General features: G+C 59.7%; 15 protein-coding genes and 1 pseudogene. 10 read left to right on the top strand and 6 right to left on the bottom strand.

The features are described from left to right. Nucleotides 1-47 precede the first annotated feature (47 nt). The 3 genes from RX328_RS39890 to RX328_RS39880 all read left to right on the top strand — a co-directional run bounded on the left by RX328_RS39890 (nt 48) and on the right by RX328_RS39880 (nt 5,689). Nucleotides 48-2,963: an ATP-binding protein gene (locus RX328_RS39890; RefSeq protein ID WP_213246653.1), complete on the top strand. Its 2,916-nt coding sequence runs from the start codon at nt 48-50 to the stop codon at nt 2,961-2,963. Nucleotides 2,964-3,148: 185 nt separating this feature from the next. After that, complete coding sequence (locus tag RX328_RS39885) at nt 3,149-4,126, top strand: alpha/beta hydrolase (protein ID WP_213246655.1); 978 nt, start codon at nt 3,149-3,151, stop codon at nt 4,124-4,126. A 72-nt stretch (nt 4,127-4,198) separates the two neighbouring features. Then, nucleotides 4,199-5,689, top strand: a complete 1,491-nt coding sequence (locus RX328_RS39880) for an ATP-binding protein (protein ID WP_213246656.1) — start codon at nt 4,199-4,201, stop codon at nt 5,687-5,689. A gap of 92 nt (nt 5,690-5,781) precedes the next feature. Here the strand turns inward: RX328_RS39880 and RX328_RS39875 are convergent, their stop codons facing one another. Next, nucleotides 5,782-5,934: a hypothetical protein gene (locus tag RX328_RS39875; RefSeq protein WP_213246658.1), complete on the bottom strand. Its 153-nt coding sequence runs from the start codon at nt 5,932-5,934 to the stop codon at nt 5,782-5,784. An 859-nt stretch (nt 5,935-6,793) separates the two neighbouring features. Here RX328_RS39875 and RX328_RS39870 point away from each other — a divergent pair. The 3 genes from RX328_RS39870 to RX328_RS39860 all read left to right on the top strand — a co-directional run bounded on the left by RX328_RS39870 (nt 6,794) and on the right by RX328_RS39860 (nt 9,918). After that, nucleotides 6,794-7,756, top strand: coding sequence for a hypothetical protein (locus tag RX328_RS39870; protein ID WP_409410722.1), 963 nt, complete (start codon nt 6,794-6,796; stop codon nt 7,754-7,756). A 397-nt stretch (nt 7,757-8,153) separates the two neighbouring features. Beyond that, the gene (locus RX328_RS39865) at nt 8,154-9,149 is read left to right on the top strand and encodes a type I glyceraldehyde-3-phosphate dehydrogenase (RefSeq protein WP_213246660.1); all 996 of its coding nucleotides are present in this window, start codon (nt 8,154-8,156) and stop codon (nt 9,147-9,149) included. After that, entirely contained in the window at nt 9,115-9,918 is an 804-nt protein-coding gene (locus RX328_RS39860) for a Bug family tripartite tricarboxylate transporter substrate binding protein (protein ID WP_312017937.1), read from the top strand. The genes RX328_RS39865 and RX328_RS39860 overlap by 35 nt, the downstream gene beginning before the upstream one ends. Before the next feature lie 579 nt (nt 9,919-10,497). Here the strand turns inward: RX328_RS39860 and RX328_RS39855 are convergent. Both RX328_RS39855 and RX328_RS39850 read right to left on the bottom strand, forming a co-directional pair. Next, entirely contained in the window at nt 10,498-12,216 is a 1,719-nt protein-coding gene (locus RX328_RS39855; RefSeq protein WP_213246664.1) for a GMC oxidoreductase, read from the bottom strand. Nucleotides 12,217-13,115: 899 nt separating this feature from the next. Continuing rightward, nucleotides 13,116-13,310, bottom strand: coding sequence for a hypothetical protein (locus RX328_RS39850; protein ID WP_213247124.1), 195 nt, complete (start codon nt 13,308-13,310; stop codon nt 13,116-13,118). Between the two features lie 553 nt (nt 13,311-13,863). On the opposite strand from RX328_RS39850, the gene RX328_RS39845 reads away from it, so the two are divergent. Then, nucleotides 13,864-14,223, top strand: a complete 360-nt coding sequence (locus RX328_RS39845) for a fumarylacetoacetate hydrolase family protein (protein ID WP_213246666.1) — start codon at nt 13,864-13,866, stop codon at nt 14,221-14,223. A 714-nt stretch (nt 14,224-14,937) separates the two neighbouring features. On the opposite strand, the gene RX328_RS39840 is transcribed toward RX328_RS39845, so the two are convergent. Continuing rightward, nucleotides 14,938-15,858 carry a LysR family transcriptional regulator gene (locus RX328_RS39840; RefSeq protein ID WP_213246668.1) on the bottom strand — a complete coding sequence of 307 codons (921 nt, stop codon included), beginning with the start codon at nt 15,856-15,858 and terminating at the stop codon, nt 14,938-14,940. Between the two features lie 186 nt (nt 15,859-16,044). On the opposite strand from RX328_RS39840, the gene RX328_RS39835 reads away from it, so the two are divergent. Beyond that, nucleotides 16,045-16,506: an SRPBCC family protein gene (locus RX328_RS39835; RefSeq protein WP_317258586.1), complete on the top strand. Its 462-nt coding sequence runs from the start codon at nt 16,045-16,047 to the stop codon at nt 16,504-16,506. Between the two features lie 474 nt (nt 16,507-16,980). Here the strand turns inward: RX328_RS39835 and RX328_RS39830 are convergent, their stop codons facing one another. Continuing rightward, entirely contained in the window at nt 16,981-17,871 is an 891-nt protein-coding gene (locus RX328_RS39830) for a LysR family transcriptional regulator (RefSeq protein WP_213246672.1), read from the bottom strand. 106 nt (nt 17,872-17,977) lie between these two features. Here RX328_RS39830 and RX328_RS39825 point away from each other — a divergent pair, with 106 nt between their 5' ends. Together RX328_RS39825 and RX328_RS39820 are read left to right on the top strand one after the other, a co-directional pair. After that, the gene (locus RX328_RS39825) at nt 17,978-18,847 is read left to right on the top strand and encodes an SDR family oxidoreductase (RefSeq protein ID WP_213246674.1); all 870 of its coding nucleotides are present in this window, start codon (nt 17,978-17,980) and stop codon (nt 18,845-18,847) included. 43 nt (nt 18,848-18,890) lie between these two features. Continuing rightward, nucleotides 18,891-19,364: an SRPBCC family protein gene (locus RX328_RS39820; protein ID WP_213246675.1), complete on the top strand. Its 474-nt coding sequence runs from the start codon at nt 18,891-18,893 to the stop codon at nt 19,362-19,364. Between the two features lie 535 nt (nt 19,365-19,899). On the opposite strand, the pseudogene RX328_RS39815 reads toward RX328_RS39820, so the two are convergent. Further along, nucleotides 19,900-20,097: pseudogene (locus RX328_RS39815) on the bottom strand (LysR substrate-binding domain-containing protein); the annotation flags it as partial. Nucleotides 20,098-20,249: the final 152 nt, after the last annotated feature.

Below are 20,249 nucleotides of genomic sequence, written 5' to 3'. Positions count from 1 at the left end.
TGAGGTGGTAAGTTGCTCGTCCTTGGCCTCAAAGGGGCGAGCCAACGATGGCACCTAGCAGAGGCGACCGTGATCATCCTTCTGCATCCGTCACGGAAAGTGACGGACGCAATCACGTAAGCGCGCTTACGTTCTCATTTGGCCCGTTCCGCCTTTCCCCACGGCAGCAACTACTGCTTCAAGGCGACAATCCAGTTCCGCTCGGAAGTCGAGCCTTTGAAATTCTCGTTGCGTTGGTTGAGCGCGCCGGCGAAGTAGTCGACAAAGATGTACTCATTGCTCGCGTGTGGTCTGGCCTCACCGTCGAAGAATCGAATCTTCGAGCTCAAATCAATGCTGTGCGGCGCGCACTCGCGGAGGGTGGCACGGGCGAAAACTACATCGTCACGGTGCCCGGTCGGGGGTATCGCTTCGTTGCGGCGGTAGCACGGTCCACGAGCGATGCGGCCGAGCCATTCACCGCCGCCGGCCCTAAGGGGCACAACTTTCCTGACCGCCTCACCCGGCCGATCGGCCGCGACGATATCGTTGCAATGGTAAGCAGTCGATTGAAGCGAGGCCGCTTCGTCACGATTGTCGGACCAGGCGGAATCGGCAAGACGACAGTTGCTCTGGCGGTCGCCGACAAGCTGATTGCCACTTACAAAGACGGTGGACGGCTTGTTGACCTTGCTCCCCTCAGCGATCCCCAGCTTGTGCCGAGCGCACTCGCCGCAGTGCTTGGTGTCGCCGTCCGCTCAGAGAATCCATATCCCGCACTGACCTCCTTTCTGAAAGACAAGCAGATGCTGCTCCTGTTCGACAACTGCGAGCATGTCCTGCTGGCAGCCGCAGCGTTGGCGGAAGAACTATTGAAAGGAGCACCGGGTATTCACGTCCTTGCCACCAGTCGAGAACCTTTGCGTGCCGAAGATGAGCGCGTGCAGCGCCTCCCGCCACTGGAAACCGCCCCTACCGAACCAGGATTAACAGTCACGGAAGCGCTTAGCTACCCGGCGGTACAACTCTTTGTCGAGCGGGCGGCAGCAAGCGGCGGATACGAACTCAAGGACGAAGATATCCCAGTTGTCGCGCAGATTTGCCGTCGGCTCGACGGAATCGCACTAGCAATCGAACTTGCCGCGTGTCGCGTTGACGCCTTTGGCGTTCGCGGAGTGGCCAGTCGCCTGGATGATCGATTTCATCTGTTGTCACGCGGCCGGCGGACCGCCCTGCCACGGCATCAGACGCTTCGTGCAGCGTTCGATTGGAGCTATGAACTGCTCTCCGAAACCGAACGCGTCGTCATGCGCCGGCTGGGAGTATTTGCTGGACGCTTTACGATGGACGCTGCAACCGCCATTGCTGGAGACGGCACAACTATCGCGTCCGAGGTAGACGATGTCATTGCCGATCTTGTCGAGAAGTCACTGGTCATCGCGGATGTGGGAGGCGCGAACGTATTCTATCGCCTAACAGATACAGCACGAGCCTACGCGCTGAATAGGTTGACTGACGAAGAAACGCAAGCTGTGAGAAGACGACACGCGCTTTACCTACTCGATCGATTCGAGCGTGCCCATGCAGAGTGGGATACATGGCCCACGACCGAATGGTTGTCCGCCTATGCTCCGCAGATCGACGATCTTCGCAACGCGCTAGACTGGGCCTTTTCGCCAAGCGGTGATGTTGGCCTCGGTGTAGAGCTGACGGTCGCCGCGTCGCCCCTTTGGTTCGAGATGTCGCTGATGGAGGAATGCCGCGCGCGCGCCGAACGTGCGCTAGCCACACTCGGGGAAAGTACGACGAAGGATGACCGCCGCCGGATGCAACTCTATGCTGCGGTTGCCTGGTCGCAGATGTACACAACGGCATCGGCCCGAGACACGGAAGTGGCGTGGACGACTGCTTCCGAAATCGCGGAGGGGCTGGACGATACTGACTACCGCTTACGAGCGCTCTGGGGAATGTGGGCTTCGCGAGTTAATCGGGGAGAGTTTGGCGAAGCTCTGACCATCGCGAAGCGTTTTTCTTCCGTTGCCGACAAGACCGCGGATATGAATGATCGATTGCTCGGTGACCGATTGACAGGTGCGACGCTGCATTTCCTGGGTAGACAATCGAGTGCGCGACAGCACATTGAGCGGATGCTTGCGAGCTACGTTACCCCGGTCCGTCGCTCACATGCGGTGCGCTTCCAATTCGACCAACGGGTGACAGCACGCATCACGCTCGCGCGAGTACTATGGCTGCAAGGGTTTGCGAATCAGGCGTTACGCTGTGTCGAGATTAATGTCGGCGAGGCTCTTTCGATCAATCACAGGCTTTCGCTCTGCAACGCGCTTGCTCAAGCAGCGTGTCCGGTTGCGCTCATGGCTGGCGATCTGTTGGCCGCGGAGCGCTACACAAAGATGCTGCTCGATCAAACTGCCAGCGATGAGCTCGATATTTGGCGCGCTTACGGCCGCTGTTTCGAAGGAGAACTGCACGTCAAGCGCGGCGCTGCCGGATTGCAGCAGCTTAAAGCTGGTATAGACGAGCTGCGCCGAGCCAGATTCGTCCAGTATCTCACGACGTTCCTGGGCGCGCTGGCCGAGGGGTTGGCGGTCACCGGAGACGCCCTACTGGCAAAGGCAACGATCGATGAAGCGATCGTACGAAGTGAGCAGAGCGCGGAGCGCTGGTGTAGCCCGGAGCTGTTGCGGATCAGGGGTGTAGTCGTTTTGCAGCGGGATGCTAGTCACACCGCGGGCAAGGCCGAGGAGGACTTTCTAGAGTCGATCGAGCTAGCCCGAACGCAGGAGGCCCTCGCGTGGGAGCTACGCACCACAACTAGCCTAGCGCGACTGCGGCAGGATCAGGGGAGGATCGGCGAAGCGTACGAGCTGCTCGCGCCGATCTATAGCCGCTTCACCGAAGGGTACGAAACCAACGATCTTAGGGCCGCGAAGGTTCTACTGGATGAACTCTCGGGACAACGTTAGCTCGGACTTGGTCAGAGCAGACCGTTTCACGTCCCCGTGGAAATTTCACGAAAATTCACAATGCTTCGTGGGGCGATTTCACGTCTCCCTCCGGGATTTTTGCGAGAATTCACAACGTTTGGTTGGGATTTTCTCGCGGGAGCGCTCATGAAGACTGGCGAGCGCTACTTTTCGGATGGATCTCGATGCCAGAGAAAGCCGCACCAGCAAATATCCCCAACGAACCGTTGCTTGAGCCCCTGACACAGCAGTTTGTCGAGGCGATAGCTGACGGCCCGATTATGCGCGAACTGTCTCCCAAAGACGCACGACGCATTCTGACGGATACCCAATCAGGCATCATCGGCAAGCCGGCCGCGCATTTGCAGGATATGGTTGTGCCTACCGGCCCCACCGGACCGGTGCCTGTTCGGATCGTTCGACCGGAGAGAGCAAGTGATGCGCTACCCGCATTGATATATGTCCATGGCGGCGGCTGGATTTTCGGTGACAGGGAAACGCACGACCGCTTGATTCGCGAAATCGCGGTCGGTGCGCACGTTGCGTTGTTTTTCGTAGATTACGATCGCTCGCCGGAGGCCAAATATCCCGTAGCAATCGAACAAGTCTATGCCGTCACCAAATACTTGGTAGAACATGCCAGGCAACTTGGAATCGATCCCACGCGCCTCGCCATCGTTGGCGACGGCGTCGGCGGCAACATGGCCGCCGCTGTCACTCTCATGGCGAAGGAGCGGCGTGGTCCCAAGATAGACGTGCAGGTGCTGTTCTATCCCGCTCTCAGCTTAATGTTCGACACCGAGTCCTACGCCTTGTTCGCAAATGGTCCGTGGCTGACCAAGCAAGCCATGGAATCGTTCTGGAACGCCTATCTTCCGGACGTCGCCGCGCGTAAGCAGATCACCGCTGCACCACTCAACGCCTCGATTGATCAGCTGGCGGGTCTTCCGGATGCGCTCATCATAGTCGCCGAGAACGACGTGCTCCGTGATGAAGGCGAGTGCTACGCGCGCAAATTGGTCTGCGCGGGCGTACGTGTCACCTCCACGAGATACAACGGCACCATTCACGATTTCGTCATGCTCAACGCATTGGCCGACACTCCTGCGGCCCGAGGCGCTATTGCGCAGACTAACGCCCTTCTCCGATCCATTCTTGAATGAAAGATTTAACGCGCAGCAGACTTGTTGGAGATCCATGAGTGACAGTGACGGCTAATGAATTGGAGCACGCCGATGACGACGGGGATAGCGCAGACCAAAGAGGTCATATCGTTCGGTTCTTTTAGCTTGGTCGCGAGCGAGAGACTGCTGACAAAGGATGGCGAGCCCGTAGAACTCAGCGGGCGGGCCTATGACCTCTTGGTGACACTGCTGTCGCGTCCTAACGAAGTCATTAGTAAAAGCGATTTGATGGCTGAGGTCTGGCCTGGCATCACGGTAGAAGAAGGCAGCCTGCGGTTTCACGTCGCGAGTATCCGTAAGGCGCTCGGTGATGGAAGGGACGGTGCCAGATACATCTCGACATCGTCTGGGCGAGGCTACTGCTTCGTGGCTCCGGTCTCGCGGTCGAGCAAACGAAGCCAGGCAGTTGCAGAGGTCGCAGCAGGCTTCCCGCACGCCAACCTGGCGAGCCGATCTATCCGGATGATCGGACGCGATGATGATGTTCTCAAACTATCAAACCGGCTGAACGCAACGCGCTTTGTCACAATCGTTGGCGCCGGTGGCGTCGGCAAGACGACGGTCGCCCTAGCGGTTGGGCATCATCTGCTCGATGAATTCACGGGTGCCGTGGTCTTCGTCGATCTTGGCATGCTAAACGATCCCAAGCTCGTCGCCTCGGCCATAGCGTCGACGCTGGGCCTGTCTGTCGAATCCGAGGACGCGACGCCGAACCTGCTCGCTTGTCTGCGGGACAAGCGACTTTTGCTGATTCTCGACACTTGCGAACATCTCATCGAGACGGTCGCGGAACTGACGTCACTAATCTTCACAGCAGCGCCGCAAGTACACCTCCTCGCGACAAGCCGAGAGGTTCTTCAGGTCAAGGATGAACATGTCTACCGACTGGACTCTCTTGCCTGTCCACCGGAGGATCAGGGGCTTACGGCCGCTGCACTTCTTACATTTCCTGCGACTCGGTTATTCGTAGAGCGGGCGGTGGCGAGCGGCGCGCACCCTGACTTTAGCGACCCGGAAGCGACTATTGTGGCGGGTATCTGCCGGAAGCTCGACGGGATGGCGCTGGCAATCGAGCTGGCAGCCAGGCATGTCGAATCCTACGGCCTGGCGCAGACTGCCGCCCTGCTCAACCTGCGCCCGCCGCTGCTGTGGCCCGGCCCGCGTAGAGCGACGCCGCGCCAAAAGACCCTGCAGGCCACGCTGGATTGGAGCTACGCGTTGCTTTCCGAACTGGAGCGCACGGTGCTTCGTCGGCTCGCCGTACTCGTTGGGAACTTTACGCTCGACGCCGCTCTCGCGGCTGCGACCAGCGCGACGTTGGATGAATCGGTAGTTTTTGGCGCAATTGACAGTCTGGTCGCCAAGTCGATGGTCGCGACCCACCCGATCGGCGCCGTAATGCGCTATCGATTGCTCGACACAACGCGCTCCTACGCGCTCATGATCAGCGCTGACGAGGATGAACTGTCCGCCTGGCCGTTCGCCATGCGAACCGCTGCGGTCGATGCAAGGGTAAGAGCTGATCTCTGCGTCCCAGTGTGACCTTAACTTCGCCGATGATTGCAAGCTACCATTGCCTTGATGCAATCGTCCAAGACGCACCGGCGTTAGCAGCTTGTCGGCGCAGGATCCAACTAGTTAAAGTCCACGCGCGGGATCATCCATGTTGAGAACGTCTGCCAAGCGCCATCGCCTAGATGCCGTTGATAGGCGATGAAGTCGGCATCGTCGCCGTGCACGAATTCATAGCGATGGTACCAGATTGCCCCTTCGGTGTGTTTCGTCACTGAAATCTCCCTAATTGGAATTGATCCGCCCTCTGAAATAGTCGGGGCGCTACGCCGATCAATACAATGATATGCATCATATCATCACTTTATCGATAGGTGAACTGGCGTAACGCGGTTACTTGCTCGCAACGTCTAACAACGCCTAACGAGCCAACACCCCAGGCTTGAGTGCAGAGTGCGGCTGCTAAGACGTTTGTGACTTGCACAGAGAACAGCGGAGGACAGCCATGAAATTCGTATTGGTGAATGATAGGGCCGCTCGGGCATCGACATGTGCGACGTGCTCCACGCCGATCGGTTTCGGTTATCTGCATGAAGTGTTTTCTCGACAGTTCTACTGCGACCACGCCTGTTATCTCGCGAGGAAGGCCAAGTCAGTACCGGTCGTATCGCGCGCAGGCGCTGGCATCGACGGTTTGCCGATTGGTGACGCCAGCGTCTGGTCATAATACTAGTCCTCGGCATCAAGGCCAATCTGCCGTTTGCCTAATAACCTACAAACGACACAACGCATTCACAGAAAGGAATTCTACAGTGACGAACTTGATGCTTATGGTGACCTTCGCACGTATTTTGATCGTGAACGCACGGTTCGCGTGGGTGCAGGCAGCTGTGCCCGTTAGAAGGGGCGGCCATGCTGTTCAGAAGACACCGCTTCGCGTCCTTCACGATCGATGACGCCGATCGCACGCTTTGTGTCACCAACATCATCATCCGCCAGCAAAGTGGTTGGCTTGTGAAAGTAGTATTGGTAGCTCTGAACATGGAAACCGCTCGATTTGCATTGACGATAAAGCGTGCACTGTACGTAGCGACCGCGCTTGTTCTGTTTCTTGGGATTGCCGCGGCCCCCTTTATGCTAACTAATCTAACGTCAGAACGGGCATCGAGCTCGGTTCACCTCCCCATCGCGTCCGGCGCTGAAGCGCACGCAGTTTCGACCCTTGAGGAACGCAAATTGCCGATGCGATTCACTTGGGTCGCATGTCAACCGAATTGCCGCGGCTGGGTCGCCGCCGTCGGCGTCGTCACGGCGGACACACCGAATGAGTTCGATGCATTTGCGCGCGAGCATCAGCTCGTCGGCGCGACCATCGTGCTTAATTCCAGCGGCGGATCGGTGAATGATGCCATCGCGCTGGGGCGGCGCTGGCGCAGTCTTGGAATGCTGACGACAGTTGGCGCAAGCATCCAAGCGAACGGACGTCATGCCTACATCGCGTCCCAGGCATATTGCGAATCCATGTGTGTGTTTCTGCTCCTTTCGGGCAAGGTGCGTTACGTGCCTGATGGCGCACATGTGCGGGTGCACCAGATCTGGTTCGGCGATCGCGCCCATGATGCCATGGCTGCGAGCTACAGCGCGCACGATATCATGATCCTGGAGCGCGACATTGGACGCCTCGCTAAATACACATTCGAGATGGGCGGCGGAGGCGATCTCCTGTCGCTCTCGCTGAGCGTACCGCCCTGGACGGACCTCTACGAATTGTCGCCTGCAGAATTGCGGCTGACTAATCTGGTCACGGCTTACTCGGTTGCCGAAGTGCTCCCACCGAACGGCGACGGGACGTCCGCTGATGACGTGGGCACGACATCGGTGAAGAGCCGGATTGCGGACGAAGCGAAGAACTCGTTGCCAGCGGCCTCGTCGATCAGGGCCGCCGAAGCAATCATTCCGACAGGCTGTGCCACTTCCAGCGCCCATCCAGCGCAGCCGCAAGTCGCCTGCGGAAGGAGCAGTGCTATAGAGCCCTCGCGATCGCCGGTCGTCTCCCGCGCACCATCGGTACCCTCTGAGTCGGGCGGCAGATGGTGATTTCGTGCTCACGTGACAGTCTTTGCTTGTGGTGAGTTTCCGAAGGCGAGATGGTCCCAAACCGATATGCGATTCATTTGGACGTGCCGCCGAGGTCCTGGTTGGGGTGGAATTCGACCCCTTCTTGTGACAGGCTGCCTTGCTCAGACGGGAGCCGGGCATAGCCTTGCGTATGATGCTCTCAATCGCGATGCTGCTTGGCTCCGCGACGCCCATAATCGCGGCGACGTACGCCAAGGGCAGGTCTGGTAGCATTGCACCCGCACGGGCGAGAGGGGCCAATGATCGACGGCGGTGCGCGCAACCGACAGCGGTAGCCCGCCCCGACTCCAGTAGCCGCCTCGGCCGATCTCAGCTGCGCGCTTGGTGCTAGCAGCAGGATGAAGAGGAGAATGTCATGAAGGTCGCGATCAACGGCTTCGGCCGTATCGGAAGGACGCTGTTCAAGCAGCTCCTCGACGCGGGAGGCTTTGATGTCATCGCCGTCAACGACATCGCGTCCGCTGACGATCTTGCGTACTCGCTTAAGTACGACACTGTGCGCGGCCGTTACGGCCGAGACGTGGAGGTCGCGGGCGACCGCATGATTGTCGACGGCCGCACGTCGCGGATACTTCGAGAGCGGGATCCCCAGCAGCTGCCGTGGGACGAGCTCGGTGTCGAGTTGGTTTTCGAGTGCACCGGCCGGTTCACGAATGCTGCCGATCTTGAGCGGCATCTCGCGGCGGGAGCGGGCTTCGTCATCCTCTCGGCTCCAGTGCGCGACGGCGACGTGCCGACGCTCGCGCACGGCGTCAATACCGCCGCCGGCAAACGGATCGTCAGCTGCGCGAGTTGCACGACGAACGCGATCACGCCAGTGATGGAAATCCTGAATCGGCGCGTCGGGGTGCGCAAGGCGACGATGACGACTGTTCACGCCTACACCGCCGGCCAGGCGCTTGTCGACGGTCCGCTCGCTGATCGCCGCCGCGGACGTGCGGCGGCCGCGAACCTGGTGCCTTCGACCACGGGCGCAGCGCGCGCAACGACAAAGGCGCTGCCGGAGCTTGCGGGCCGGTTCGATGGCGTCGCCATCCGCGCTCCGGTGCCCGTCGGTTCGATCGCCGACATTACCTGCCTCGTGGTGGCTCCCACGACAGTCGAGGCCATAAACGCCGTTTTCCGCGAAGAGGCGGTGAGCGAACGCTACCACGGCGTGCTTGGCGTCTCAGATGACGAGTTGGTGTCGAGCGACGTGATCGGCGATCCCCGAGCAGCGATCGTCGACCTGACGCTCACCCAGGTCGTCGACGGCGATCTCGTCAAGCTCTTCAGCTGGTACGACAACGAGTGGGGCTACTCGGCCCAGCTCGTCCGTGTGGCCCAGGACCTTGCCGTTTCTCACGCGTGAATCGTGGCGGCGCGGCAGGCACAACCGGCGCCAACGAAGCCGCCCGGGCCGATGCGGATGGCTACACGCTGCGAACAACGGGCCAATCTCGATCGCCCCACTGCTGCAGAAGGGCGTCGACTTCGATCCGCTGAAGAGCTTTGCACCGGTCTCGCTTGTCTCCAAGGCACCGCTGGTTCTCGTTGCGAGTGAAAAGGTGCCAGTGAACGACGCAGCCAGCCTGATCGCCTACGCCAAGGCGCAGAGTAAGCCAATGCTGTATGCGACCGCTGGACCTGGCTCGCTTGGACATCTGAGCACCGAGCGCTTTCTCAATCAGGCCGGGCTACAGATGGTCCATGTCCCATACCGCGGCCAGGCACCGACGACGCTGGCGATCTTCGCCGGCGAGGTTGACGTCTTGCTGACGACCCCTTCCGACACACTGAACGAGCATATTCGTTCCGGCAAAGTGAAGCTGCTCGGCGTCTCGTCGCCTGAGCCCTCCGCCGTGGCGCCGGGTGCCACGCCCATCGGAAACTTCTTGAAAGGATACTCCGTCGAAACCTGGTTCGGGATTCTCGCGCCGGCCGGCACGCCGGCTAAAATCATCAATAGGCTCAACGCCGCAATCGGTATGACGCTGGCCAGTCCGCAGTTGCGCGATCGCTTCATGACCTTTGGCGTAGAGGCTGGGGCTAGTACTCCCACTGAACTTACCGCAATCATTGAGGCCGAAATTCCCTTGTTGCGCAAAGTAATTGAAGAGCGCCAGGTCAGGTCCGAGTAACAGCTGGAACGCGCGGCCTCCAACTACTCTCAACAGATCTGCCGTGCCACCGAAGCGCAAGTTAGCGGAGAACGACGACCCGTAAATTCAAAGATTGTGAACGGCCGCTGCTGGCGCGAAGCGGACTTTCGAAGCGGTTGAACAAGGTCCGAGCTTTTGTCGTGCGGAAAATCTCGGCTGTGCAAATCATCCTAAGTCTACCCGTGCTGGGTGAGACGCTTGCGCGAGACCGCCAGCGTTGCGCCGACCGCGTACGCCGCTGCAGCCGATGTCGCCGCAATCGGCGAGCGCTGCGGCGACTCCGACCTCATCGCCTGTGCCCGCCACCAGCAGGGCTGAATTCGACTGCAGCATCGAGCGGCCCTTCCGGTCATACTCATCGGCTGACGCTGCGCGAGCTCCAAGGTCCTGAGCATGGTTGCGACCGGCCAGACCAACAAGGCCATCGCCAGTAAGCTCATTCATGAATGAGCCCATAATTGAGAGCGTAATCGGGAACGTAAATAAAAGAGCGCAGCCGATCGATGCACGGCTGCACGCTGACAACTTCACCCGACCATGCGATCTTGCTCATGCGATTCATATCGCGACATGCTCGGCGATCCGCCTCGCAAGTGTTAACCCGGTCAGCACTGGGTTGACCGAGCCGACCGTCGGGAACAAAGACTGATCGCAAGCGTATGCGTTGCTAATGTGATGGAACCGTCCGAAGCTATTGGTCACCGAGCTCGCCGGCGCATCGCCCATCCAGAGCGTCCCGGATTCGTGATAGGTCGTGCCTAGCCCGCGATGCCATTCCGGAAATGGCCGATTGAGCGGAAAGGGTTGCGTCTGCCAGCCGCCGTCGTAGAGGTACTCAATATTGCTGGGCGCTTTAGCGATCTTCTGAGCGAGTGTGATTGCAGTCTGGTCCATCGCCTGCCATACCTGTAAATCGCCCACGCTGAGCGTGAGCTGGACATACGCTCTCGGCACGCCGTATTCATCGGACTCATAAGGACTCAGGTTCATCCAGCTCGTCGTAGCGTTGGGAATGGCGGTCGTTTTGTCGCCGCGCATCTCACCGATGCCGCGAAACGTGATCGTAATCCAGTTCGGATCCTGGTTGGCGAGTTGCGCCGAGAGGATATCCAGGTCGGGAATCATTCGAAACAGGAGCTCGTCGGAGCCGGCCGCGTGTGTGGAGGCCGTGACTTGAATGTGGAAGCGGCCGGAGGCTGTCACGCCGCGAACGAGGAGCGCCGCGGTCTGCACGTGAGCCGGCACAGGAGGTAATGCTGACCTGCGCACCCGCACTGTGAAGTCGCTGCGCACGTGCGCCATCAGATTGCGCCCCATTAAGGAAGTCGGAAAGGAAAGCAGCGCGAGCCGCGTGCTCTCTATGCCGCTCGCGGCTAGAATCACGGCGCTCTGCGAGCCGACGGGCAGAAACTTGCGTTGGCCGTCGACATCCACCTCGATCATGTGCACCACGCCGCCGGCGGCGTGCAGCTTGACGACATGCGCCACCGGCACGAGGAAAAGCTGGCGGTTCGCGTCGTTCGCGCCTGAGAATGCGACGGCGTCGCGAATAGCTTCGACCAAGAGCGGCAGGCTGCTGTACTTGTCGAAGCTGAACAGGCCCGAGCTCGGCGGACTGCCTTCGACCGCCAACGGGGCCACCTCGACACCGTTATTTCCGATGGTCGTTTCGATGTTCGGCACAAGTCCAACCGCGCTACCGATTTCGTTGCGCACCACATTGAGCAGGTCGCCGAAAATGAAATCAGCTCCCGGGACGACGCCGATCTCGCTCTCCACATTGAGATAGTTCGCGTTGAGATACAGCGTTGCTGCAGATGGCCAGCCCTGCAGGTCGGCGCTGGTGAGCCGCGGACACCACCCACCCCAGTAGATCGACTTGCCGCCGGTGCAGTAGGCGAGCCCGGGAAACTCCACGTTGCCGCGCCAAGGAATGCCCCAAACGAGCTCTCGCGCCACGCCGGGATCGCTCGACGGAGGAATCGGCGATGGCACATTGAGCCCGATCCGAGCGAGATTCTGCACATGCTCCGACACGAGAAAGCGTCCCGCGTCGAGCAGCAGTACGCGCTTGCCCGGGTGCCGACGGAATATCTTCGCCGCGCAATACGCCCCGTACATTCCGGCACCGACGACGATCGCGTCAAACGGTGCGCCGCCGTTCGCGGTCGCTTCGTCCCACGTATTGCAGACGTAGCGGCCGAGCGCATCGACAGCAAACGTCGTATTCTGGACTTGAACCGGCCCACCGGCAGGGATGAGATTAGGGAGCGGCATCGCGTTCTCCGAGTGGTGCGCCAGGGTCCCGGCTCATAAGGCACCAAGTCATGGTTGCGGCGATAACGACGCCAGCGAGGAAGTTGCGGACGAGCTTGTCGCAGCGGGTGGCAATGCCACAGAAATCTCCGAGCCGGCAGAACAATGCGTTCGATATGATCGAGGCTCAGGGTGATCGACATTGCTTTAATCGCAAGCTACTGGTTCCAGGTGGGATGCATATTGGCCCCTGATGAGAGCAACTTATGCCGGTGGAAACGACGTGAATGTGAACCGGTTCACACGCGATGGATATCTCACTTCGTGGCAGCGGCTCTTCGCGTGAATTAGAGTTGAATCTCAAGCGTGATAGCAAAGGTACAACGGACTATCGGGCGCAAACGGCCGCTTGTGGCAAAGCGGCCGTTGAGGTGGATGTTGGATCTCACGAACTCCACTCTGCACTGGACCGACCACCACTGCGAGCGCCAATCCAACCGCTTGTAGAAACGATCGCCGTTCTCAGAATAGCGAGCTTCCGACGACTAATCAGTTGCTAAGCAATTTGCGCTCGGCGACGATTTTCTCCAGAGATTGCTTACTCGTTCGAATGAGACAGTATTTGATTTTCGGTTCGGGCGCGCATATGGCGCTGTAAAATAGGGAGAAATTGGCGCACCCGACACGATTCGAACGTGTGACCTTTGCCTTCGGACGGCAGCAGTCAGGATCGCAGACGGTCTCTTGGTCACGGCGTATGTACGCGCGGCGTTTATCTCAGGCGGCCAAGCGCAACGCGTTGCAAAGGCGCTGCGAAATCGATCCGCTTTCCGGCACGTCATGCACAACCGTCGACGACTATCACACGAGCTTGCCGCGAGTTGAATTGGACAACATCAACCAGCCTGATGATAGGAGACTCAAGCCTGCGCGCCTCCCTTGATCGGCATCGCCTTCTTGGGACCGAGCCAGTGGTCGATCCGACCAGCCCAATGCTGCATCAGCTTCGTGCGCGAGCCGAAAAGCGCAAGCGGTCCGTCGCCAATGTCGAATTTCGGTCGCGCGGCGCGGCAGTCGACGTCGATCAGATCTGCTTTGGGTTGGCGCCGCGCCATCGCTCCTGCGAGCCATCTGCTCGATTCCGTCGTTCGGAATAACGAAATTCGCCGCGATCATTTAATTTCCCGATGCCAACAAAAATACCAACAGATTGGACGGCTGGACTCACTTTTTAACCAGTGTTTTCAACGAGCCTCTTAGTCGCCGATTGCTGCGGATACCAACAGGAATACCAACAAGATGACGGACGGCAATAGCTCGCAAAAATAAATCAGCAAGCGCTCGGCAGCAGGCAGGGCCCATGCCATCCCGGTCTCCACAATCGCCGACCGGAATCGAACCCGGCTCAGACTCGAAATCTTTGGCGGAGGCAGGCGAGCGCTTACTCAGCAGCTTTCAGTCTCTTCGAAGTGGAATGATTGAAAATCGTGAGTTTGACTCCCATTCTCTCCGCCATTTACGCGATTTTGTACGCCAGACTACGATTTCGCGCGCTTGGGTTCGCTAGGCCTACAGGCAGGGAAATGAAGACCAAGAGCCACGAAACAGCCGCGGACCGAAACTGCCGCGGTCCACGACATATCGGCCCGCGACACGCAGACGAAGGAGATGCCTGGCCAGCTTGGACCCGCGAAGTCGAAGGATTTCGACACCGGCAATTGCATGGGTCCGTGCCTCGTGACGTATGACGAACTCCGCGATCCATACGACCTGACGATGATCGCCAGGGTCAACGGAGAAGAATGGGGGATAGGAAGCTCGTCGACGATGATGTGGAAGTTCGAGGATCTCATTCAGCATATTTCCGCTTCGGAGACCCTATATCCCGGAGAGTTCCTCGGCTCAGGCACAGTCGGTTCGGGGTGCGGACTTGAAACGTCTCGCTTTCTCACTGCAGGCGATGTCGTTGAGCTTGAGGTGGAAGGCATCGGTATTCTGCGAAATCGCATCATTCGGCGGAATATGTAAGCCATTCGCCGGAGTTCTCTCAACCTTCGAAACCCAAGGTTCAGTTGCAATACGCTGCTATGCGCAGCTTATGCGACCCGCACGTTTTCAGTCGGGCGGAGCGTAGATTTCTCTGACTTTTGCAACGTGGGACCGACTTCGCCTATCTCATCGCAACCGCCGACTTTGGCCGGCCGGATACCTCAACGTGTCGAGGTCGATAGGTTGGCAGTTTGGTCTTCACCGATATCGAGCGCCCTGGCGTTTGCGACTCGATGTCCGGCATGACCGTTTTCAGACAGCCTTCAACGAGCGCCTATGGCGATCACGCGCCGGCGGCGGTGCTCCGCACCTGGTTTTGGGAGCCCCCTGGGCTGGATGGAACTGCGGATTCAGCAGCATCAGGCAATCCGCAACGATCTCGTTAGTGTCTTTCGCGAGAGGAAACTGGCTACTCGCGAGCCGCAAGCCGGCAGTTATCTATTCCTACACTGCCACACCCCCTCGCAGTAAGTCTGGAAGACTTTGTTCGGTTGCTACGCCACCAGGCAGACGTAATCGTGACGCCTGGTATCGAGTTCGGTCCCTATCCGAACAGTATCCGGCTGAACTTCTCTCAGGGCATGCCGCGGCAGTAGCCGCAGGGCGGCGCATCGTTGAGATGGCGCATCGATATCAGAAGTGAATCGCGATGGCCGTTCGATCCGTTCCGGTGCCACAAGGCGCTAACGCTATTTAATGCGCCTCTTGATTAGACGATTTTGTTTTGATGAAATCCAAGAATGCGCGCAGTGGCAGTGGTACCAGGCGGCGGCCGGAATAATATAGAAACGGCCCAGGAAACGATGGCCACCAATCCGACAAAACTGGAAGGAGGCGTCCGCTTTTGAGGTGCGGGTCGAGCCATTCTTCAAACAGCGCGATGATTCCGACACCGGCAACGGCCATATCGACGGCAAGGTCCATCGCGCCACCGATGCTTACGGTCAACGGGCCTTGCGGTTCGATGCGGACGACCTCCGCTCCCTGTCCGAATTCCCATGGGCTCATGAGGGTGCCATTGCCGAAGCGCCCGCGTAGGCAGGCATGCTGGAGGAGGTCACGGGGGTGGACTGGTTCGCCGCGCCGAGCCAAGTAGGCGGGGGAAGCGGCGACCGCCAGACGCTGGATGCGCGGCCCGATCGGCACCGCGATCATGTCCTGCTCAAGCCGCTCATCGTAGCGGATGCCAGCGTCGCATCCTGCCGCGAGCACGTCCACGAAGCTGTCTTCGGCGATGATTTCGAGCTGTATATCGGGATAGAGAGCGACAAAAGGAGGTAGGATCGCGGGCAGCACCAGACGAGCTGCGCTGACCGGCACGTTAAGCCGCAGCGTGCCGGCCGGCTTATCCCGGAAACCGTTGACGACATCGAGCGCCGCATCGACCTCTCGGAGCGCTGGCGTGAGCCGCTCCATTAATCGCAGTCCAGCCTCAGTCGGCGCCACACTCCGCGTCGTGCGATGGAGCAACCGCACACCCAGTTTCGTCTCAAGCCGGCGCACCGCCTCGCTGAGCGTGGTCGGACTGACTCCTACGGTGCGGGATGCATCTCGGAAGCCCCGACACTGCGCGACAGCCAGAAATGCATTTAAGTCGCCCAAATTCGCGCCCATTGTCCAGATTCCCGTACAGCCCATTCGGATCATACAGGATTATCATGGCAATAGGTATTCGTTACGTAGTTCTAGACAGCCGCTGTGGTTGTGAACTCAAAGGAGGACTACATGTCTCGAGCCATCCCCGTCCGCGGATCGGTCAGCAATTCCAGGTCCCGGCGCGCAGCTTTCCTCAACGTCGAAGTGACGCAAGAAATCTGGTTGCCAGGCCCCATCGCAGACGTATTCGATTTCGTTGCAGGCGAAGACGTCCTGCCCAAGATCCTCACCGGCTATGGCCTTGTGCCCGCTGTAGCATTCACGTCCGACGTTTCCGGCCCATGGGACCAGGTAGGCTCGCACCGCATTGTGCACCTGGCGGACGGAAGCACCGCCGAAGAGAGTGTGACGCATTACGACCACGCATCCTATTTTGCCTATCGCGTGAGCAATCCGAGCTTTTCCTTGAAGCATCTCATGGTCGATGCGCGCGGGCAGTTCTGGTTCATGGAGGAAAAGGGAGGAACGAGAGTCAAATGGACGTACTCCTTCGCGGCCAAGAATCGTTTGGCCAGAATTCCGTTGGCGCTCTTCGTGAAGACGCAGTGGAGTGGCTATATGAGGACCTGCTTGCATAACGTCGTCGGAAACTTCGCCGGCAAGTGACCGCAAGGTCTTCTTCGACCCGCTTGCGCGCCGCAAGCTCGGCCCTTCAGGGCCGGGCCCAAGCCGGGGCGACCTCCGCGGCGAAAGCGTCCACCGCGCCGAAGGCCCTTCTCGGAACAAGCCGGCTCCGATTCTTTATCGTACGCATCGACATAGATGGCGCGGTCCGCGGCGGGCCCGGCCTGCCCTGGGCACGCTTCGAGGCCTCTCCGGCACACAATCGAAACCTGCCGTAACGGATACACGCGGAGATCGGCTCGATTCCAACTGCGTGCCAAGAACAGGCTTACCAGGTTTCCTCTGGCTCTGTTCGTGAACTCCCAGGGGAAGGGTTACATCGACGTCTGCTTGCAGAACGTGGCCAAGCACCTCTCCAACGGATGACCGCATATCCTCTGGGCGCGCGCTTTGCGCGCGTCCGTCTCCCTGTCGGCTGGGTCGCATCTTTTCTCGGGCCGCGGTTTAGCGCTTGTGCTAATCGATGAAGCCGGCAAGTTCCTCGGGCGTCCCCGAGGGGAAGGATTGCCTGAGAAAATCCAGGAACGCGGATACGCGAGCGCTTAACAGTCGGCGCGACGGGTATAGAGTCCAGATGGCGATTTCTGGTCCATCGACATCACCCCAGCTGACAAGCTTGCCGGCGGTCAGGTCGTGACTCACCAGCGACACTGGGAGGCGCGCAGCGCCTACGCCTGCGCGGACGGCATCGCGGATCATGACGATGGATGTGAGGCGAAGCACCGGATCGATTGTTATCCGGGACTTTCCGCGTGGCGCCACCACTTCCCAGGCGGAGCTCAGATCGCCGGTCCCGCGCATCACGGCCGGAACGGCGACATTGGGCTTTGGACGGGCCAGGGCAGGGCTCGCCACGACCACAAGCCGGTCGCGCAGGAATATCCGCCCGACGAGGCTGTCATCCGGATCCGGATTGACCCTTATAACCAAGTCATAACCTTCCTCGATCATATCGACGGCGCGGTCTTCCGTCGTGACCTCGAGCCGGACTTCCGGATATTTGAGCGCGAACGCCGCGGCCAGCTTGCCCATCGCGGTTTGCGAGAACAGCAGGGGCGCGCTGATCCGCAACCTGCCTCGCGGCTTCTCCCCGCCTGATGCGATCGCCGCCGCCGTCTCGTCGAGCTCGGCGAGCAATGCACCTGTCCGCTCATAAAGCGCCCGGCCTTCCTCGGTAAGTTTCAGAGCGCGTGTTCCTCGCTCGAATAGGCGCAAGTCGAGGTTGCTTTCCAGTTCGGAAACCCGGCGGGAGAGCGTCGCCTTCGGTCGTCCAGCAGCCCGGCCGGCCCGTCCAAACCCTCCGTGACGGGCGACCAGGTTGAAATCGGCGAGAGCGAGCAAATCCATGTGTTCCACCCATGAGACGGTCTGTCCAAATATAGCGTCTATCGGTCCGAATGTGGATCACTAATTTGCGGGTGTGTCTTCTAACCCCAAACCCGGAGTGATCCTCATGACCATCCTCGTTACCGGCGCAACCGGCAATGTCGGCCGCCAAGTCGTCGAACAACTCGTCAAGCGCGGCGCCGATGTCCACGCGCTCGTCCGCGATCCCGCAAAGGCCATCTTCCCGGCGGGCGTCACTGTAGTGAAGGGCGATCTGCTGGACGTCGACTCGCTGCGGAGCGCGTTCTCAGGGGTCTCGACCCTGTTCCTACTCAATGCCGTGGTGCCGGAAGAATTCACCCAGGCCCTGACCGCGCTCAACCTTGCCCGCGAAGCCGGTATTGAGCGGATTGTCTACCTCTCGGTGATCCACAGCGACCTCTACGTCAACGTGCCGCACTTCGCGGGCAAATTCGGCGTCGAGCGCATGATCGAGCAGATGGGCTTCAAGGCTACCATCCTGCGCCCCGCGTACTTCATGAACAACGAACTCACGATCAAGGACTTGGTGACCGGATACGGCATCTACCCGATGCCGATCGGCAGCAAGGGACTCGCGATGATCGACGCCCGCGACATCGGCGAGATCGCGGCCATCGAACTCATCCGCCGTGAGCACTCCGCCGTGCCGCTTCCGCTCGAACGCTTCAATCTCGTTGGTCCCGACACGCTGACGGGCGCCAATGCCGCTGCCATCTGGTCGGAGGTGCTGGGCCGTACGATTACCTATCCCGGCGACGACACTGCCGGCTTCGAGAACAACCTCAGGCAGTTCATGCCGAGCTGGATGGCCTTCGACATGCGGGTGATGAGCGAGCGATTCCTCACCGAGGGAATGGTTCCCGAGGCCGGCGACGTCGAGCGTCTGACTAAGCTGTTGGGCCGTCCCCTGCGGTCCTATCGCGACTTCGTTTCCGAAATCGCAGCCTCTGCCTGACGGCAGCGGCGAAATTCAACCACGACAACAAGGAAGCACGACCATGATCTATTCGACCGCCACCGTCCCGGTGAATCCGAAAGGCGCGACACCGCTAACCCGCGCGCAGCTGTGGAACGGCCTGGTTCTCAAAGCCCGCGACGCCCGGCTGTTTCTTCCGCCCAACCTCTGCACCCGTTGCGAGGTCGTGGAAGAGAGCGCGACGCACATCGTACGTGAAGCCACGATCGCAGGTGACGATCTGCGCGAGATCATCGCCTTCGAGCCGGAGAAAAAGGTCACCTTCTTCCAGGCCACCGGTCCGCGCGAAGGTGCCATCATCAACGAGCTTTTCGAGGACGATGCCGGCGCGTTGCAGTTGAAGTTCTATTGCTACACCGGCTTGCGCGGCAAGACGCCTTTCGGCCCAGAAGAACAGGCCGAGCAGGCGCAGTTCGACAGCGACACGGGTTACAAAGCCGCTCTGCTGTCCACGTTGAAGCGGACCCGCGAACTGGTCGCTGAGGGCAAGCTCTGATCACCAGAGACCGAAACTGCGGGACGGCTTCCTGGGAGGCGTCCCGCCATTCAGCCTGGCGTTGCTGAAGTCGTCGCGTCACGGATCTCCCGTCCTCGAGAATGCGATGGCCGCGACGTAGCTGGGCTTGCGAGATAGGGGCTCCGCCTTCATTACGTCAAATTCCGGATTGAAGCACCGATCGCTTCGGCGTGAGCGAGTGCCCTCGTCGGGAGGCACGCACGGCAAAGCGACTCGGAGTCCAGTCGCTTAACGGCGCTGTTGTCGACGACGGGCCATTGGGCGGGACAGGCTTTTGTCGAAGGCGAAACCATTTTCCGGCGGTAGCTCAAACGGTGGTTTTTGATCCAGGAAGTCAAAAATGCTTTGTCTTTCAAAGGAGGTTGACTGACACTCTCTCCGCCATTTGCACGTGCGCCAACCTACGATTTTGAACCTCTATCGCGGCGATTTCCATCACCGTGACAGCACCGGTGCCGACCAGATGATCCGTCCTGGCGCGCTGAAGATTGGGGTAGCCGTGACGTTCAAGATAATCGGGAGAGGCAACGACAACACGCCGATCAGGGGCGAGCCGCCGCGCCACGAATGAGGAGTCACTGAGCTCAGTATATCGAACGGCAACATCGAATGCCCCTTCAACGAGATCGACAACGCTGTCGGAGACGCGCATGTCGAGCTTGAGGTCTGGATACCGATCTATAAATTCCGGCAGGCCTGGCACGATATGCATTCGTGCGAATGAGGAGGGGGCTGCGACCCGAAGTGTCCCGCGTGGTGATGTCTGCTCGCGCCCCAAGGCCGCGCGAGCAGACGCTGCCGCGTCCAGTACATTCTCAGCATGAGGTAGGAACCGCATCGATGCGACACCGGATCTAATTCCGA

This window comes from Bradyrhizobium sp. sBnM-33 (genome assembly GCF_032917945.1).
Taxonomy (GTDB): Bacteria; Pseudomonadota; Alphaproteobacteria; order Rhizobiales; family Xanthobacteraceae; genus Bradyrhizobium.
Note: the sequence above shows the minus strand (reverse complement) of the source record. Positions and strands in the feature narration are given on the sequence as shown.

What these genes read in the sequence shown, in the direction of transcription:
- RX328_RS39890 (WP_213246653.1), top strand. Translation starts at nt 48, where the DNA reads ATGGCACCTAGCAGAGGCGACCGTGATCATCCTTCTGCATCCGTCACG.
- RX328_RS39885 (WP_213246655.1), top strand. Translation starts at nt 3,149, where the DNA reads ATGCCAGAGAAAGCCGCACCAGCAAATATCCCCAACGAACCGTTGCTT.
- RX328_RS39880 (WP_213246656.1), top strand. Translation starts at nt 4,199, where the DNA reads ATGACGACGGGGATAGCGCAGACCAAAGAGGTCATATCGTTCGGTTCT.
- RX328_RS39870 (WP_409410722.1), top strand. Translation starts at nt 6,794, where the DNA reads ATGCTAACTAATCTAACGTCAGAACGGGCATCGAGCTCGGTTCACCTC.
- RX328_RS39865 (WP_213246660.1), top strand. Translation starts at nt 8,154, where the DNA reads ATGAAGGTCGCGATCAACGGCTTCGGCCGTATCGGAAGGACGCTGTTC.
- RX328_RS39855 (WP_213246664.1), bottom strand. Translation starts at nt 12,216, where the DNA reads ATGCCGCTCCCTAATCTCATCCCTGCCGGTGGGCCGGTTCAAGTCCAG.
- RX328_RS39850 (WP_213247124.1), bottom strand. Translation starts at nt 13,310, where the DNA reads ATGGCGCGGCGCCAACCCAAAGCAGATCTGATCGACGTCGACTGCCGC.
- RX328_RS39845 (WP_213246666.1), top strand. Translation starts at nt 13,864, where the DNA reads ATGCCTGGCCAGCTTGGACCCGCGAAGTCGAAGGATTTCGACACCGGC.
- RX328_RS39840 (WP_213246668.1), bottom strand. Translation starts at nt 15,858, where the DNA reads ATGGGCGCGAATTTGGGCGACTTAAATGCATTTCTGGCTGTCGCGCAG.
- RX328_RS39830 (WP_213246672.1), bottom strand. Translation starts at nt 17,871, where the DNA reads ATGGATTTGCTCGCTCTCGCCGATTTCAACCTGGTCGCCCGTCACGGA.
- RX328_RS39825 (WP_213246674.1), top strand. Translation starts at nt 17,978, where the DNA reads ATGACCATCCTCGTTACCGGCGCAACCGGCAATGTCGGCCGCCAAGTC.
- RX328_RS39820 (WP_213246675.1), top strand. Translation starts at nt 18,891, where the DNA reads ATGATCTATTCGACCGCCACCGTCCCGGTGAATCCGAAAGGCGCGACA.